10 protein-coding genes are annotated in these 18759 nt (G+C 42.8%); all 10 read right to left on the bottom strand.

Going from position 1 to position 18759, the window contains the following annotated elements; genetic code table 11:
- Window positions 1-9: 9 nt before the first annotated feature.
- Window positions 10-684 carry a Qnr family pentapeptide repeat protein gene (locus GFB47_RS11580; protein ID WP_153448241.1) on the bottom strand — a complete coding sequence of 225 codons (675 nt, stop codon included), beginning with the start codon at window positions 682-684 and terminating at the stop codon, window positions 10-12.
- Between the two features lie 676 nt (window positions 685-1360).
- On the bottom strand, window positions 1361-2854 hold the full coding sequence (putP, locus tag GFB47_RS11575) for a sodium/proline symporter PutP (protein ID WP_153448240.1): 1494 nt from the start codon (window positions 2852-2854) through the stop codon (window positions 1361-1363).
- 124 nt (window positions 2855-2978) lie between these two features.
- A complete protein-coding gene (locus GFB47_RS11570) occupies window positions 2979-3716 on the bottom strand; it encodes a 1-pyrroline-5-carboxylate dehydrogenase (RefSeq protein WP_178306496.1) in 738 nt (245 codons plus the stop codon).
- Window positions 3717-3726: 10 nt separating this feature from the next.
- Window positions 3727-6942, bottom strand: coding sequence for a bifunctional proline dehydrogenase/L-glutamate gamma-semialdehyde dehydrogenase PutA (putA, locus tag GFB47_RS11565; RefSeq protein ID WP_153448238.1), 3216 nt, complete (start codon window positions 6940-6942; stop codon window positions 3727-3729).
- A 156-nt stretch (window positions 6943-7098) separates the two neighbouring features.
- A complete protein-coding gene (locus GFB47_RS11560) occupies window positions 7099-7887 on the bottom strand; it encodes a helix-turn-helix transcriptional regulator (RefSeq protein ID WP_153448237.1) in 789 nt (262 codons plus the stop codon).
- A gap of 224 nt (window positions 7888-8111) precedes the next feature.
- A complete protein-coding gene (gene pdxH / locus GFB47_RS11555; protein ID WP_153448236.1) occupies window positions 8112-8756 on the bottom strand; it encodes a pyridoxamine 5'-phosphate oxidase in 645 nt (214 codons plus the stop codon).
- Between the two features lie 384 nt (window positions 8757-9140).
- Window positions 9141-13349, bottom strand: a complete 4209-nt coding sequence (gene fdhF, locus GFB47_RS11550) for a formate dehydrogenase subunit alpha (RefSeq protein ID WP_153448988.1) — start codon at window positions 13347-13349, stop codon at window positions 9141-9143.
- Window positions 13350-13656: 307 nt separating this feature from the next.
- Entirely contained in the window at window positions 13657-15777 is a 2121-nt protein-coding gene (locus tag GFB47_RS11545; RefSeq protein WP_153448235.1) for a GNAT family N-acetyltransferase, read from the bottom strand.
- A 116-nt stretch (window positions 15778-15893) separates the two neighbouring features.
- The gene (locus GFB47_RS11540; protein WP_153448234.1) at window positions 15894-16868 is read right to left on the bottom strand and encodes a ParB/RepB/Spo0J family partition protein; all 975 of its coding nucleotides are present in this window, start codon (window positions 16866-16868) and stop codon (window positions 15894-15896) included.
- Window positions 16868-18091, bottom strand: a complete 1224-nt coding sequence (locus GFB47_RS11535; RefSeq protein ID WP_153448233.1) for an AAA family ATPase — start codon at window positions 18089-18091, stop codon at window positions 16868-16870. The genes GFB47_RS11540 and GFB47_RS11535 overlap by 1 nt, the downstream gene beginning before the upstream one ends.
- Between the last annotated feature and the right edge of the window lie 668 nt (window positions 18092-18759).

The following is an 18759-nucleotide window of genomic DNA, read 5'->3' as shown; positions in this document are numbered from 1 at the left end:
GAATAACGACTAGACGTTATCAGACACCACCACTAAGCCTAAATTACTTAACAGTTGTTCTTGTTGCCATTGGCAGATAATTGCCCCTGTTAAGCTAATACGACGAATATCCAAGCCTTCTAAATCCACATGAGATAAATTTGCTTCCAGCCACTCGGCTTGCTGCCACTGCTCTGGGCTAAATTCACCACGCGATAAATCAGCCCCTTTAAATGAGGTTCCTGATAAGTTAGCCCCGCCCCATCGGTTTTCAAATAAATCGCATTTTTCTAATTTTTGACGCTCTAAATTGGCATAAGAAAGATCGCAATTGGTGATATAAGCTGAGCAAAAATAGCTGTTATGGGTAATATAGTTGGCAAAATTAGTGCGTAAAAAACTCGCGCCTTTTAAGTGGCAATGACGCATTTCAATCCCAAACGCATCCGCACCATCAAAAATTGCCATACTCAAATTACAGCGTTGAAAACTGACCTCTTTTAGCTTTGAATGACTAAAATCGCAGCCTAAAACATTGCCACTTTCAATAAAAACACAATCAATAAACTTGGTTTCGCTAAGGTCTGAACGTGAGAAATCACAACAATAAAACTTACAGCCTTCAAACTGTAAATCTTGCAGATCCTGTTTAGAAAAATCATGTTCGCGATACACTGCTTGCTGGGTTTTTAAGTAGTTGGACATACAACACCGTCTTTAAATTACAATTTTCAATATCATACCGATGAACACAAGCAACCTATATAAAAAACGACATCTAACTTCGACCAATTGACAATAATAAGCAGCTTCAGGCTGGTTCAACACCCAGATAAAGTGTCGGCTGCACGACACCTATTCATATTTGTTATATTGCTTTTTCGATGTTTAAAAATGCTTCTCCAACTTGCCTAAATTTTGCTTGGTGGAAATACTCTATTTGATACACCAATCATGGATGATTGGTGAGGCTTCTTGAAGAATGTGCGGTTGTAGCCGTTATCTATCCCCTTCTTACTTGAAGCTACCGCTTTGTTGGCTACGTTCACTCACCCCAAATCACTTAGTGAACTAAGCTCATGGGGCTTCGCTTACTTGCCGCCTTTTGGCTGATGAAAAAAGGTTGGTCACCGAAGGCTGTGGGAGATCCTGAACTACGTTCGCGCCGCACTATTCAGGCTGACGAGTTTCTGGCGATAGCATTGACAGTTTACAGTTAGAATTGCAAGCGAGATTCCTTTTCTCTTCGCGTAAGCTCATGCATATAATGACGATTTCCTAACAATAAAATGGAGGATGACTTTCACATGAACCACCTAAAAAAAAGCCCTTTAATCAAATGACTAAAGAGCTGATTATGCTGAGATTAATACCTCATATTCTAATCAAGGTCGATTAACTGCTGCTTAAACTTCTTATGTTGTTGCGTAACACCGTCACTTGGACCACCGGTTAAAATACTCACCGCAATAATAGCAATGGTTGAGAACAATACTCCGGGTACAATCTCGTATACATCAAAAATACCACCGGTAAGTTGCTTCCAAACGACGATCGTAATACCACCGACTAAAATACCAACTAACGCCCCATTACGGTTCATTTTCGACCAGTACAAACTCAGTACAATGGTAGGACCAAATGCCGCACCAAAGCCTGCCCATGCATACGACACTAAGCTTAACACTGAACTGTCTGGATCCATCGCAAGGGTTAGCGCTAATACTGACAGCCCTATCACGGCAAAACGACCAACTTTGACCACTTGATCCGATGTTGCATCTTGTTTAAACACTTGTTTATAGAAGTCTTCGGCCAATGCGGAAGAAGACACCAAAAGTTGCGAATCAGCGGTACTCATGATCGCCGCCAAAATCGCGGCTAACAATATGCCCGCCATGACTGGGTGGAAGATCGCATTCACCAAAATCATGAATATTTTCTCACCATCGGCCAATTCAAGGGTTGGATGGCCGGTAACATACACTAGGCCCACTAAACCGACTAAGATCGCACCAAACATTGAAAGCGCCGTCCAAATTACCGCAATGCGGCGCGCTGTGGTTAAATCTTTATTGCTACGAGTCGCTTTAAAACGCGCTAAAATATGCGGCTGACCGAAGTAACCAAGACCCCATGCCACCAGTGATATAATCGCAATCGCCGTCATAGGCTCGCCTTTGGCATTGGTCCACATATCAAGCAGTTCTGGGTTAATAGCCGAGACATCCATATCAAGTTGTGAGAATCCGCCGTTCATTGCCGCAATTGGCACAATCAGCAATGCTGCCGACATCAGTAACCCTTGCACTAAATCGGTCCAGGCCACCGCGAGGAAGCCACCAAATAAGGTGTAGGAAATAACACAGACCGCGCCGATAACCACTGCAATGCGATAATCTAAGCCAAATACGGTTTCAAACAATTTCCCGCCAGCGACTAAACCAGAACTGGTATAGAACAAGAAAAACAACAAAATGAAGAAGGCAGAAATGGTTTGGATCAGCTTCGATTTATCCAAGAAACGGCTGGCTAAAAAGTCGGGGATGGTAATGGCATCGGTAGTAATACTGTAAGTTCTAAGCCGCTTAGCACTGACTAACCAGTTCAGCCAAGTCCCGACCAATAAACCACCACAAATCCATCCGGCTTCAAGACCCGACGCATAAGCATAGCCCGGCACACCCAGCAGTAACCAGCCACTCATATCAGAAGCACCAGCGGATAAAGCCGCTGGCCATGGCCCTAAGGTTCGTCCTCCTAAAAAGTAGTCGGTTGAGTTAGCTGTGCGTTTATAAGCGTAATACCCTATCGCCAGCATTAAGATTAAATACGCGATAAAAGTGCCGCTAATCGCGAAGCTATTTTCGATCATAAAATATCCCTCGTTGTGTATAAAAAGCCCCTTCTATCTTGAAGGGTTGAAGATGAAAATCCAAAACCTTTGAATTTGCATCAAATTTCTTATTCAAGTAAACAATGAGCTAATAGGGTGAATGTTAATGCCCACTGCCTAACTCCAATAATGTTGCATTCCCCCCCACCGCAGTAATATTGATGGTGCGGGTTCTTTCAGTAATAAAGCGTAGCACCAAAGCCGGATCAAATGCGGATACTACTGCGTCTGGATCATCTGTCACTAATGGCACAATCGCCCCATCCCTTCTGCTCAATAAACGATTAATCTTGATCTGAATATCTGGTTTTGCGACCAATGCAGCAATCGCGATCTCGCTGTTGATAAGCTTAGCATGAGCATCATAGGCGACTATTTGAACCAAATGCGCAGGTAATGTCGTCCCAATCGCTTGCTGAATGTTGTGATTAAAGCTTTCATCATCACAGCACATCACCACACTATTACCGCCAATTAACGCTGCAGTCATAAAGCTCATGGCTATTTTTAATCGCTCATCCAGTCTTTCATCAGTACTGTCTTGCTCAACATTTTCCGTTGTCGGCGCAACTACTAAGGCGCACACACCACGACCTGCGCAGTACAACTCATTCGTTTCCCCTGTTGGACCAGGCATGATCTGCGGCTGTGCGAGGTAAGATTGAGCATGCTGAATTTTCAGGTTCATAATGTTACTAAGCGTAGCATCTATTTTATTTAATGAGTTGAATACCGATAGTAAGCACTCACTTTTAAATGAGTATTCGGTTAAGTTCCATTGTTGCCATGCGGTTTGGGCATCAAAAACCGTCACTTCTGAAAAACGTGTTATTGTCTGCATAATGTGACTCCTAAGCTTGAGTTGAATCGGTTTGTGAATGCGAGTTTACCTGACTTAATTGGGCTAAGACCTGTTGGGTAAAACGATACAAGTAATGCGGTCCGCCAGCCTTTGGCCCCGTGCCCGATAAACCTTGCCCGCCAAAAGGCTGAACGCCAACCACCGCGCCAACTTGATCGCGGTTGATATAACAGTTCCCCACTCGAGCGTGTTTTTCGACCCAACGATAAGTGGTTTCATTACGGCTATGGACCCCCATAGTAAGACCAAAGCCGGTACGATTAATCGCTTCGACCACTTTAGGTAATTGATCGGCTTTAAAGCGAATAATATGCAGTACAGGGCCAAATTTCTCTTCGGTGAGCACATTAATGTCATTAATTTCAATTGCAGTCGGGGCCACAAAATCACCATGTTGACATTCCTCCGTCAACGACAATTGTGCAACCACCTTTTGTGCATGTCGCATCGAATCAATATGGGCATTTAACTTATCTTTGGCCGCCGTATCAATCACAGGCCCAACATCGGTGCTATGTAAATACGGTAAACCGACTGAAAGCTCTCTCATCCCACCTTTGATTAATTCAATAATGCGGTCGGCCACATCCTGCTGCACATACAACACTCGGAGCGCAGAACAACGTTGGCCAGCAGAAGCAAATGCAGAACGCAACACATCACGCACCACTTGCTCAGGCAGCGCGGTGCTATCAACAATCATGGCATTTTGACCGCCAGTTTCAGCAATAAAGGGGACCGGTGCAGCTTCACGTTGCGCCAAAGTGGTATTAATACGTTGTGCGGTTGGGGTTGAGCCGGTAAAGGCAACCCCCGCAATAGCAGGATTGGATGTGAGTGCTTGTCCGATCAAAGCACCATTTCCCGGAAGCAATTGAATAGAGCCAGCAGGAAAGCCAGCTTCCATCATAAGTTCGACTGCGCGAGCGGCAATTAAACTGGTTTGCTCAGCCGGTTTGGCTATCACGGTATTACCACTGACTAAAGCGGCAGAAATTTGCCCCAAGAAAATCGCCAGCGGGAAGTTCCAAGGGCTGATACAAACAAAGACTCCTCGGCCTTCTCGGGTCATGTCGCGTTGTTCACCATCAAAATCGCTCACTGACTGCGGCGAGAATATATTGTCTTGTTTGGCATAAAAACGGCAGAAATCGACAGCTTCACGCACTTCATCAATACTATCGTGAATGGTTTTGCCCGCTTCTTTATGACATAGCGCCACCAGTTCAGCTAAGTGATCTTCTAAAAGATCCGCTAAACGGTCTAATTTTTCAGCGCGAATCTGATAGCTAAGCCTGTTCCACTCACGGAAGCATGATTTCGCTCCTTCAATTGCAGCGGAAACATGATCAAGGGTTGAAAATTGCACCGATCCCACTTGGATCCTTCTATCATAAGGCGCTGTGATCATTTGGATCTCTGCATCTGCCTGAATATCATCCTTGATCATGCTTTCGGGTTTGGTTTGATCTTGCTGAAAATTGTCATGGCAATACAGGGCGTTACCATTAATTATCGGCCCTGCTTGCCAAGTTTTCTCTAGCCATTGATTCACTTTAGCTTCAAATGGCTGAACTTCACTTAAGATATCAACATTGACACCGATTGAGTTTTTTCTATCGCTGAAAATTTCGCGTGGCAGAGGAATGGCAGGATTATCAAATCGCTCATTGGCCAATAAAGTATCCACTGGGTGTTGGTTTAAATCATCAATCGGACAGCGAGCATCCACTAAACGATGCACAAACGAACTATTGGCACCGTTTTCAAGTAGACGACGCACCAAATACGGCAATAAATCTTTATGACTTCCAACCGGTGCGTAGATCCGTACTGATTGCTGATAAGCCGCCATCGCATGGTGATAAAGCGAGTCTCCCATGCCATGCAAGCGTTGAAACTCAAACTCTTTGTGTGCAGCCATAGTGGCAATAGCACTTACAGTATGGGCGTTATGACTGGCAAATTGCGGGAAGATATTGCCACGAGCCTGTTCACTTAATAAAAAACGAGCACAAGCTAGATAGGCAACATCGGTAGACTCTTTACGGGTATAAACCGGATAATTTAAATATCCAGCTTGTTGTGACCATTTGATTTCACTGTCCCAGTACGCGCCTTTGACTAAACGAAGAGGGATCACATCGCCTTGCTCTTTGGCTAATGCATTCAACCACACCAAAACCGGCAAAGCGCGTTTAGAATAAGACTGGATCACCAACCCAAATTTCCCCCAACCTTTTGCCGCCTCACTTCGGTATAGCTTTTCAAATAGCTCAAGCGACATTTCAAGCCGATCCGCTTCTTCGGCATCAATCGTTAATGCCACATCCAATTGTCTGGCGTGAACGATCAATTGCTCTACCGTGGCGTACATTTGCGTCATTACCCGCTTTTTATTTGCCACTTCATAACGTGGATGCAATGCCGATAACTTAATCGAAACCGATGGCGCTGGGCTAACCTCATGATTAAACTTATCATTGCCTACCGCGCTTATCGCCATTAAATAATCGTTAAAATATTTTTTGGCATCATCGGTGGTCAGCGCCGCTTCACCTAACATGTCATAGGAATAGGTATATCCTTTGTCGCGCATGCCTTTGCCATTTTTTTGCGCCTCCACAATGGTGCGACCCAATACAAACTGATGTCCCATGATTTTCATCGCTTGGTTCATTGCTTGACGGATCACCGGCTCCGAAAATTTATTCACTAACCGATTAAGGCCTTGCGATGGGCTTTGCGTTTTCGATTCATGTAAGCCAACCACTTTGCCGGTTAACATCAATCCCCAAGTAGACGCATTAACAAACACTGAGTCAGAATTTTTTAAGTGAGATTTCCAATCCGCCACACTCAGTTTGTCGCGGATCAAGGCATCGGCAGTGGCAGCGTCAGGAATACGCATTAACGCTTCGGCTAAGCACATCAATAAAATGCCTTCATGAGTATCGAGGCTGTACTCTAAAAGCAAAGCATCAACCATCTGCACCGATTTTTTGTCAGCACGGATCGCTTGAATGAGTGCGGTAGTTTTGGCTTGAATAGTTTGTTTTTCTTGCTCACTGGGCGTAGCAAGTGGCAGTAATTGTTTTAACCAAGTCGATTCATCCACCATATACAACGGTGAAATTAATTCCCAAAGTTGCTCTAAGGGTTGTTGATTAAACTCGGCTGATAACACATCCGTTGCAGTAAACATGCACTTCTCACTCTTTAAGGCTCCATCAATGCACAGAGTGTAGTGCTATTTAAACCACAAAAAACGGCTAAAACTACGTTTAATTTAACTAAAACTCAGTTAATTTACAAAAAACCAACATTGTCACATATTTTTAATAACGGTAAATTAGCAGAGTTATGAAAGGTTTTTTCGGTAATGAGACGGTGATACGCCAACTAAACGACAAAAATTATTGGTAAACGTACTTTGATCTGAAAAACCAACAAGTTGAGAGATATGACCAAGATTATATTGCCCTTCTTTAATTAAACTTTGTGCTAATTCAATTCTTTTCTGCACAATGTATTGATGCGGGGTACAGCCAACTTGAGATTTAAACAACAAATGAAAATGACTTTCACCTAAAAAAACGCAAGCCGCTAAATTTGCTACCGATATTTTGCTGGCTAAATGTTGTTGAATATAGCGATCGATAAGGTCGATATTCAAACGGTTACCTTTTTTGAGCATTTCAAAAGGTTTAGTATGGCGATGTAATAGAGCAATAATAGTGTCTTGGCAAGCTTGGCATAACCATACATCATCTGGATCGGCCTGTATTTCTTTAACCAATAATTGCACTAACTGTTGGATTGGAAGATCGAGTTGAAAATAAATGTCTTTTTCTAATAAGGCATTCACGCGTTCATTCAAATCACTATCAACCGCTTCCATCTCCATAAAAAAATTCAGCACTAAAATATCGGATAAACCAATACCGCCAAAACGATGATCATAACCCGCCGGTACAATGCAACCTTGTCCAGGGCCAATAAGCTTCACTTCGCCATCCACTTCAAACTCAGCGCGCCCTTTTAAGCCAATCACGATCTGCGGATAGCCATGCTGGTGTCTTTCCATATAACTTGGCAGAGTGAGCACTTGCGCCGTTTTAGGTTCAGCATTGATGTCAAATTCAGCCATCCCTTTTCCCCCTCGGTTCCAACACTGAATGCGTGAGTTTGATCCTATATTGATCTCTCTTGATCATAGTTCTGGAACGATGATCAAGAGCAAGTAAACTACGGTGATGGTAATTCCAACAACTCTTTATAAATCATAGAGCTAAAATCATTCTATTGACTGGGTTTTAATTTACACTGTAAATCCGCAAAGATCTTACTGATGCTCTCGAAACCCTAGATAATTTACGGTGCTAAGCGAGATATATCCCAGTTGGATTGATCGAGCTGAGGTTTCACATAAATAAAGCGATCATGCAGACGGCGTTCACCACCTTGCCAAAACTCCATGCTATCGACTTTAATTCGATAACCACCCCAAAAACTAGGGACAGGGATCTTGCCTTCGGCGAATTTTTCTTTTAGCTCTAAATACTTACCTTCTAACACGCCTCGCGCAGAGATACGGCTACTTTGCTTACTCGCCCAAGCGGCAAGCTGACTTTCTTTAGGACGAGAAGTGAAGTATTTCATATTTTCCATCGCGGTGAGTTTTTCAACCGTGCCGGTAATATGAACCTGACGCTCCATTGCATGCCATGGGAAATGTAAGCTGATCTTATTATTGTGTTGTAAGTGTAAAGCCTTGCGACTGCCAAGGTTGGTATAAAAAACAAATCCTTGGTTATCGACATTTTTAAGCAGCACAATTCGTTGAAATGGCTGTCCATGTTCATCGACGGTTGCCACTGTCATTGCGCTCGGATCATTTAACCCAAAATCAATCGCTTGTTGCAGCCACAGATTAAATTGATCTACAGGATTTTGCTCTAAATCTTCACGTTTTAAGGCACTTAACGCGTACTCACGACGCATATCAGAAAGTTTCATAACAAGTATCAGTCCATATTACTAAGTTGACTTATTTTGCTCTTAACTCGATCTCAAAACAAGCCTCGCCATCAGCATATGCCCAAGTAATACCAATTCCATAAATTTAAAGATCGTTCAAAATTGAGTACATAGAAAAGTGTCAAAGGCCATGGATGGCCTTTTCTCAAGCGACCAAAGACGGATCAGCGTCTTTTCGGTGTATTCAAATTGATCAAATTTTAAATGGAATTGATATAACTCGATAAACTCAACGCATAAAAAAGCCCCGTGATGCGCGATCTCTTTAAAAGAAATCCCATCTCGGGGCGAATTCCAATTACTTTATATCTGATAAAAATTGATCATATTTAAGTCGAATAAACATAATCAATTAACCTCGATCTAATTTACGCTTTCAAATTCCACTATTGCTGGTGGCGCAACCTGAGCTTTCTCGACCTTAATTGCGGCAACCTTAAATTCAGGAATACGCGCATACGGATCAGTTGCCTCAATGGTTAAGCGGTTCGCTGCTGCTTCAACAAAATGGAATGGGATAAATACTACCCCTTGTTGCATACGCTTGGTGACGAATGCCGCAATATTAATTTCACCACGACGACTCGATACTCGTAGCATTTCGCCATTGTGAATAGCCAGTTTTTCCGCATCTTGCACACTGATCATGGCGCGAGGGCCGGCAAGGTTATCTAAGCCTTTGGTTTTGCGCGTCATAGTACCGGTATGAAATTGCTCAAGCACACGTCCGGTGGTCAGCACTAATGGGTAATCATCATCGGGTAATTCGGCCGCATATTTAAACGTGGTTGGAATTAATTTACCTTTACCACGTAAAATGCCTTTGCTGTGCATTAAACGAGTACCTTGCGGATTCGCCTCATTACATGGCCATTGCAACCCTTCAGGGCCAATATTATCCCAACTAATATGCGCATATTGTGGCGTCAGTTGGGTGATCTCTGTGGTGATATCACTGACTTTCTGATAGTTCCAATCTCCTCCCATCGCATTGGCAATTTGTTGGATGATCCACCAATCTTCTTGCGCTTCACCTGGGGCTTTCACAGCAGGGATCAAACGTTGTACTCGGCGCTCGGTATTAGTGAAATGACCCGTTTTTTCCGCAAATGAGTAAGCAGGTAGTACTACATCGGCATATTCAGCGGTTTCGGTTAAGAAAATATCTTGTACCACTAAGAAGTCTAATTCTTCTAGCCCTGCTAACACGTGCGCTTGGTTTGGATCGCTTAATACTGGGTTTTCGCCCATCACAAATAAACCTTTCACCCGTTGCTCACACGCTGCATCGATAATTTCCGTTAGGGTTAAACCAATTTGATCGGATAAATGCGGCGCTTGCCATGCCTTAACAAACTTAGCATGAACCTCAGGGTTTACCACTTTTTGATAACCTGGGAAATCGGTTGGCAATGCGCCCATATCACAAGCACCTTGAACATTGGATTGGCCACGCAATGGATTAATGCCACCACCTTCAATCCCAATATTGCCACACAATAATTGTAAGTTAGAGATAGACACAACGTTATCGTGACCTGTGGTGTGCTGGGTGATCCCCATTGAATAATAAATCGCGGTGCGTTGCGCGGTACCAATTAAACGCGCCATTTCAGCCACGTCTTCGGCTTTAACACCGGTAACAAGTTCAACCTTATCAAGCGCGTAGTCTGGCTTCATCACCTCTTGTTTCAGTGCATCAAAGCCTTCGGTATTATTGGCGACAAACTCGTCATCTTGCCAATTATTAAGCAAGATTTGCTGCATAATGCCATTTAATAGCATAACATCGGTTCCCGGACGCTGCGCCACATACAATTGTGCATGATCGGTAATTTCGATACGTTTAGGATCGGCGACCACTAAGCGAGCACCATATTTGCGTACCGCTTGTTTAATATGCGAGCCAATAATAGGATGCGCCGAGGTGGTGTCAGTTCCGATAATAAAAATTACATCCGAATGCGCAATACTTGGAATATCATTGGTCATTGCCCCACTGCCTAGTGTTGCTTCTAATCCTGTTACCGTAGAGGCATGACACAGGCGCGCACAATGATCGAGATTATTGGTACCAAATTCGCGACGAACTAACTTTTGGAATACGTAGTTGTCTTCATTGGTGGTTTTGGCAGAAGAGAAGCCGGCTAAGGCATCCGCGCCATGTTGTTGTTTAATCGCTTTAAATTTATCGGCAACCAGTTGAATTGCTTCATCCCAAGAGGCCGGTTGCAGCACCCCATCACGGCGAATTAATGGCGTAGTCAAACGTTCATGGTTATTAATAAAATCAAAACCAAAGCGCCCTTTTACGCATAACATACCTTGGTTGACTGGCGAATCGGCACCTTGCACATAGCGCACCTTATTTTTCGCTTGGTCGACAAACATGGTGACTTTGCACCCTACCCCACAGTAAGTACAAATGGTATCGACTGGGGTTAAGATATCAAGACGGCTTTCGGCTTTATCGCGCGCATCCACTAATGCGCCCGTTGGGCAAGCTTGAATACATAAGCCACATTGGACACAGTTTGAATCGCCCATTGAGGTAGTTTGTTTGGTTTGAGCATCTTGCCCAAAACCAGCACGTTGCTCAGGTCGACAAGCTGGTATGCCGTTATCGTCCTTTAAGAAGCTCAAAACGCCGTGCACACCACTTTCATTACAAGCTTGCACACACTGACCACAACTAATACAACGGTTAGCATCAAAGACGATAAATTCAGAGCTGTCATCAATGGCAAACTTTTGCTGCATCGATTTATCTAATTCATCTTCTAGCACACCATATTGAGTAGCGTTGTCACGCAGCGCACAATCGGTATTGGCTTGGCAACCACACTCTAAACAACGCGCCGCTTCACGCATGGCATCTTCATTGGCAAAGCCGGTTTCGACTTCCTCAAAACTGCCCTCGCGTTGCATAGCCGATAATTCTGGCATTACTTGTCTGGCAACTTTTTGAATGTGTTCAAATTGCTTAGTATCGATGTGTTTAACTGACGATTCTTTCTTTGAGTCGTATTGACGTACAGGGATCGCATCCATCGTACCTTGGAAGAATCGGTCGATCGCTTCAGCGGCAACACGACCATCGGCGACCGCTTCTATTGCGGTCGCAGGACCTCGACGGAAATCGCCAATACTGAAGATATTCTTATTAATCGCATTGTTGGTATTGGAATGCATGGTGTTTTCATCTACCTCGGCGGTATTCCAACGAGATAAAGGTAATTCTATTTTTTCGTTATCTAAAAAGCTGAGATCAGGCTTTTGCGAAACGGCGGCGATCACAGTATCAAACTCTTGAATAAAGAATTCGCCAGTCGCTTCAGGACGTCGACGCCCCGAGGCATCCGCGTCACCCAGTTTCATTTTTTCTAATTTAACTTGGCATACACGTCCGTTGCTATCACTGATGTTCTCAACCGGATTGGTCAACATCATAAATTGCACACCTTCATGTTCCGCTTCTAAGATCTCGTAATCTTCTGCTGGCATTTCAGCGCGAGTACGACGATAGATTAATATAGTTTGCGCGCCATCACGAACAGCGGTACGAGCACAATCTATAGCGGTATTCCCTCCCCCAATCACGGCCACTTTTTTGCCCGTAATCAAGTTATGGTCCATGACATAATCTTTGAGGTAATCGACACCTAAGTAACAGCCCTCAAGCTCGCTACCGCTATAATTCATTTCAACCGCTTTGGATGCACCAACCGCTAAACACACTGCGTCATAGTCATCACTTAATGAGGTTAAGCTAAAGTCTTCACCCAGTTTTTTATTCAATTCAATTTGCATGCCATTACGACACATCAATTCAATTTCCTTATCTAAAATATCTTTGGGTAGACGATACTCAGGAATGCCATAACGTAACCAGCCACCGGCTTTTGGCATCGAATCAAAAACGGTGACCTCATAACCTTCATTGGTTAAGTAATATCCGGTAGTTAATCCACCAGGACCACTGCCAACAACCGCCACTTTTTTACCTTTTGCTGGTTTTTTAAAAGGAACATACGATTCTTGCATTGCCAGATCAGCATCGGCGGCATGGCGTTTTAACTGACGAATGGCGACAGGTTCATCGACAATATTGCGCCGGCATTCGGTTTCACAAAATGCCGGACACACGCGGCCAATCGACAATGGCATTGGCAATGTACGTTTGATCACTTCAATCGCTTTTTGATGATCGTTTTGTGAAATATGATACAGATAAGACTGGATATCGACGCCTGCTGGACAAGCCACCTTACACGGCGCTTCACAATCAGCATAATGGTCAGACAGGATTTTTTGTAGTGCTTGTTTACGGTGCGCGGCAATGGCTGGGGTTTCGGTAATAACCGCTAAACCTTCTGTTACAGCCAGCTCACAAGCGCGTTGTTGCTTACCATCAGTAAGTTCGACCACACATAAATCACATGCGATTTTGTCACCATGCTGATTACTGCCACAAAGCGAAGGGATTGCGACACCACATTGCTCTGCAGCATTTAATAAATTCTGCTCACCAGCAACATCAAATTCTTGACCATTGATAATTATTTTCATGATTGTATTCCTGTATGACCGATCCGCAATTGCAATTAGAGCGCATCGGTCAATCTTATTTGTATTCACATTTTGTCGAGCGCCAACCTATTTTATAAGATATGGCTCGCACCTCTATGATAAGAACTTGTAAATAAGATGGGTTGATCTGATACAGGAAAAAGTTAATTCACCTACAAAGAGGTAGAGGCTATGACCTGAGTAGTAGAATTTACACTGTAAATCGATGGATATAATGACTCATTAATTAGAATTTACAGTGTAAATCAGCATACAGCGAGATATGGAGTCACCAATTTACACTGTAAATTTAGAGTTGAGAGATATGTTGTTTGATATATTGCTCCGTTTCCTTACGTCCAGATAAGGCATTACTGGCACTCACTTGTTGCCATGTTTGTTGTTGCAGCAGCTTAGCGATCAAACATGACCAATGCGGCGTATGTATCATTGCCGCGTTACCACAAAGTCGCTGCCATACAAAAAAGGTCAAATCAAAAGACACCGATTCAAAACTATTGCCGCCTGCAAGATAGTTAGTTATTAAAGCCGATTTATCCAGTTTGGCTTGCTTGGATAGTTGCTGGGTTAAAATAGCAAACACCACTTCGGTTTCTAAAGCTTGAAATAGATTAGAGAGTAGAAACTTAAATTGTTGACCAAAACGAGAATGAGCGCCTTCAATCCAAACTTGAGCTTCAAAGGAGAGCGGCGCAACCATTATCGCCGAATAACAACCGCTAGCTTGATCTCGGTGACTGCCTAATTTGACCAAACTAAATTGCTCCGACCAAAATCGCACAAGCTCGGGGGTGGCGCCAAAACTGGTCGATATAAAATCCACTTGATCAATCAACTGTAATTGCAGCAGATTCAACGCTTGTTGACCTATCCCTTGACCTTGTAATTGAGGATGGACAGCAATTCGCATAATTCGCGCGCTGGTTTGAAGCGCAGCATCTTTTAACCCAAGATGATTGGTTAAATGACTTGCCACTAAATGACCTTTAGGGCGACGTTTTCCTTGCTGAATGGCAGTGACCAAATCATCGCTTAACCCGCCTTCTAAATTAATAACCAGACAACCCAATAGTGAAGCTTGAGATTGAATAAGGTATAAACTCATGGCGTCATCATCGAGTAACTGAAACAAATCATTGGGCGCGGTTTGATAATGCGCATTCACCAATAACCCAAAAACCGAACGTAATAATTCAGGCTCCGCCAGTAATTGGGATTTATTGATCGGTTTTAATTTCACATCAGAATATGAGGTTGGGGCAGGGGTCATATCGCACGCTAACAAAAAGGCATCAAACAACCACAGCTCTAACGGATCATCTTGCTGCCAACGGATAGGCTGTTGCAGTTCAAGTTGCTTCCAACCTTTGCGGTTTTCCACTAACCACTGCATAAACTTCAGCGTGAACCCTCGGCCACAGCCTTCATAGCCATGTACCGTCGAGCTAAACACCATGCGATGATAATGCTGAGTCATGCGTTTTAACATCGCTAACGGCAGGGCAGCTGCTTCATCGACTAATAACAAGTCGCACTCAGGTAGAGTTAATAACAGCTCATCGGGCGCGACAAACTGCAAACAGGAACCATTATCTAATATTAACGATAAGCGTGTTTGTTGCTGCACTTTTACTGGCGAGTTATGGCCTACTTGCTGCTGCTCTAATTGCAAAATCGCATGTTCAAACACACTGGATAACGCTTTAATCGAAGGCGCTGTGACAATAATCGTTCGTTGCTGCTCAGCCATTAATTGCGCCGCGGCCATACCTAAACAAGCTGACTTTCCTCGGCCTCGGTGCGCTGTTAATACTAAAGGGCGTTTACGGTGACCAGATACCACTTTTTGAATAGCAGCAATAGCACAGATTTGATCTTGAGTTTTACCTTCAATAAAGCGGTTGGGCTTAATATTTTGATCGCAGAGTGGTTTTACTTGATCTGCTTTAGGTTGAGCATCCATTAAAGCGCCCGATTTAAGCGGTGAATCTATCGCGTCAATCTCAGGCCAATATTGGAGATAGTGCAATAACCAAGTGTGGCTATAAGAGCTTGGCAATTGTTCACTATTGAGTATCAATAACAATCCGCCCGCTTTTAATGCCCCGCACGCGGCAGTAAAGCTATTGGCATCAAACCCAACAGCACAATCAAAAATCAATAAATCAACATCTTGACCTAAGATTTGGCTACCTTGTTTATAAGTAAAGTTCTGACAGGGTAAGCGAGCCTCTAACTCATTGAACCCACCAAACCATGCGATGTTAGCAGCCGATAAATCTAACTGCTGGCAATATTGCTTGATCAGTGAGATCGAATCCGATTGATCCAACATTATCCGCACCGCAGCACGATGTTGTTCAGTAATTAATTGAGTTTGAAGTTGCAGCAAAGAGGCGAGGGCGGTCATGGCATCACACCGTTAATGATTGAATAAGCTAAGCATACCACGATAAAAAAAGCCGCACATTCAACAATGAAGTGCGGCTTTATACAAGGTGGGTATATTATTAATTATTCGAGCAACTAATCGAGTTTCGTCTGCACAAAATCAAGAATAGCTTGCATGGTTTCATCGTCAATTTTTTTAAGTGACAAGGATAAGCTTGACCCTTTACGGCAGTAGCTTGCACGACCTTTGATTAAATCGACTTTATCCGCAGTCTGCTTTGCTGGGGTAGGGGCCAGTTCTTCTATCCAAGCTTCTAATTGACTGGAAATGTCTTTGGTTAAACGCGCGACACCTTGAGTATCCGAGCTTTTCCAGATCTCACCTTGTTGCGAACGACATTTTTCAAGTAATAACGTTTGAGATTTTTGTGGCAGCGAATGGTACAACTTATGCAATTTAACAATGGTTGGGCGGCCAACATCACTCACATTTGGGTAAATGGTTAATATTTCAATTGGCAAGGCCGCCGCTTTTAAAGCGCCACTCACCAGTGCTTCGCTGCACTGAAAGATTTGCGCTAACGATTTTTGATCGCTCGCTTCACCACTATCCAATTTATGCTGCATTTCACGACCACGTTCATATAATGACAATGGTTTATGAGCATTGGCTACATCGGATAAAAACTTAGCGTCTTCGGTTTCAATCTCGTCCGCGACGTAAATTAAGAAGTCTTTTTGTGCCAAAATACACGACATTCGACGACGACTACCGTCAAGCACTTCAATTTTACCATTTTTATTACGACGACCGACAGCAGGGTATTGTTGACCACGCTCTTTTAAGGTCGATAAAATATCCGATAAAGCATGCTCATTTAAGAAAGATTGTTCACGCGAATTCTGAGCAAAGACTAAAGTTTGATCTTTGATCTCTGCCGCTGGAATAGACATAAGTTCAAATGAGACTAACGCTTTGCCCGCAATCGCAAGTTCGATCACTTGTGCTTTATCTTTGGCAGCAGCTTGAGCTTCAATCGGAGTGGAAGCGCGGCGTTTATTACTTTTACCAAACAATTTTGCGTTTAATTCAGACGTTTTGATCGCCATTATTCATCCCCTCGGTTTAATGATGCCCAGTGACTATGCATCACTCGTTCAAGTTCTAGTGCACTTTTTTGTACTGCATCTTGCGCTACAGCTAAGGTTTTTTTACCACCTTCAAAATCACTGGCGGTTAAATCAAATACGGTGCTGTAAGTATCGGCGCAGGTTTCAAATGCGCGACTTCTTGGGATCGTCGCCATCATCACTTGCTCAGCTAATAAGTAATTCATTTCAGTTAAAACCGAGACTTGTTTCTTGTTATCATCTTCAAACATAGTCGGCATTAAACGAATAAATTCTAAACCTTGCCAATCTTCAGGGAACATTTCATACACTGTAGGCAAATGCTGGAAGAAATTCACCGTTGAAGCCCAGTCTAATCGCTTAGCCGCACAAGGGATCAATAGTGCATTTGAGGCGTACATTGCATTCCAAACCAGTGGATCAACATGAGGACCGGTGTCCATCATAATGATATCGAAATCATCGGCAATTTTATCAATCAGCTTTTCTTTTAATAGCTTTACGATATCAAGAGATTGATTCTGAGAAAGATCTTGCCATGCCTCAGCATTAAACATCGCATCTTCAGGGAAAGCTGAAATGGTTTTCAAATTTGGGTATTGAGTCGGCATTAATACGTTTTTACGCATAAATTCAGCATCAATTTGTTTATCATCAGGCAGATTATCCAGCATCACATCAACAGCAGAATAAATATCTTCACGTTCTTCGCCACTAATTTGTGGATTCAAAAATAAACGTAAAGAGCCTTGTGGATCTAAATCAATCAAACAAATTCGATAGCGCTTTTCTAAATTAAGCGCTAAACATGCCGCAATATGCACCGCCGACATGGATTTTCCGGTACCGCCTTTTTGGTTTTGTACGTTCACTACCCATGGTTTATTGGAAGTGTTTTTTTTCAATTGATGGAACATTGGCGCACCAGCCGCATCCATTAATTGATGAGCTTCACTCAATGTGATCGAATAATGATTGGCGTTATTTTTGGTAAACTGATGACCACCGGCTTCCATTTTGCCAATTGCTTCATCCAATTTTCGACGAGTTAGACCAGAACGAGTTTCCATTAATGCTTTCGACATCGGTGGAAAATGTTCTTCCTTGCGTTCTTCTAAAACCAATTGGATACGATCGGCTTGAACTTGTTTGGTCAGTTCAGCTAAACGCTCCAGATTTTTTATTGTCTGTTCTCTTTTCATCAGTGATCCCATCATTTTATCTAGGTCCTGATTGTACAACGAAAACAGTAAAAACAACAATAAGCTGAACATATATTTATTTGTTTGTTTTCATTGAAATGGCGTAAATGAGAGATAAAACAAACCATTTGGTCAAAATCATGCTTATTTTGATCTTTTTTATTGTGTAAAACACCTTACTATTTCCAACAGATTAAAAGTGTTACCACGTAACCTATTTACAATGTAAATAGCATTAACTTACAAAGATTGATATTTTCAGTGAGATATCAAGTCAATCGGTAAGTTAAGTTTGAATCTTCTTAATATCTAATCGTTTTTTGCGGAACGATTATAGTGAGTCACTATTTTACTGTCAGTGCTATTTCAATTTAATTTCTTCGTTGAAATACTAACTAAATACGCTTATAGAGCCAAGAATGCCCTCCAATAAAGTGATCATTCGGATAAGATCAATCATCACACCACATACTTAAATGATGATTTTTACAAAAATAGCTCAAGAGGTTGGATTTTTTTCCACTCTTCTTTCTAGTTTTGTTCCTACATCCATCATTAAAAACCGATAAAATCACGGAACGATGATCAAGAGAGAAATAAAGAAAACAATTCTTATGCTGTCTCTACTTGATCATGCTTCTGGACCACAGCAAAGCATCAATTTGGGC

The sequence above is a fragment of the Vibrio algicola genome (assembly GCF_009601765.2).
GTDB classification, from domain to species: domain Bacteria; phylum Pseudomonadota; class Gammaproteobacteria; order Enterobacterales; family Vibrionaceae; genus Vibrio; species Vibrio algicola.
This window is presented reverse-complemented; position numbering and strand designations above follow the sequence as displayed.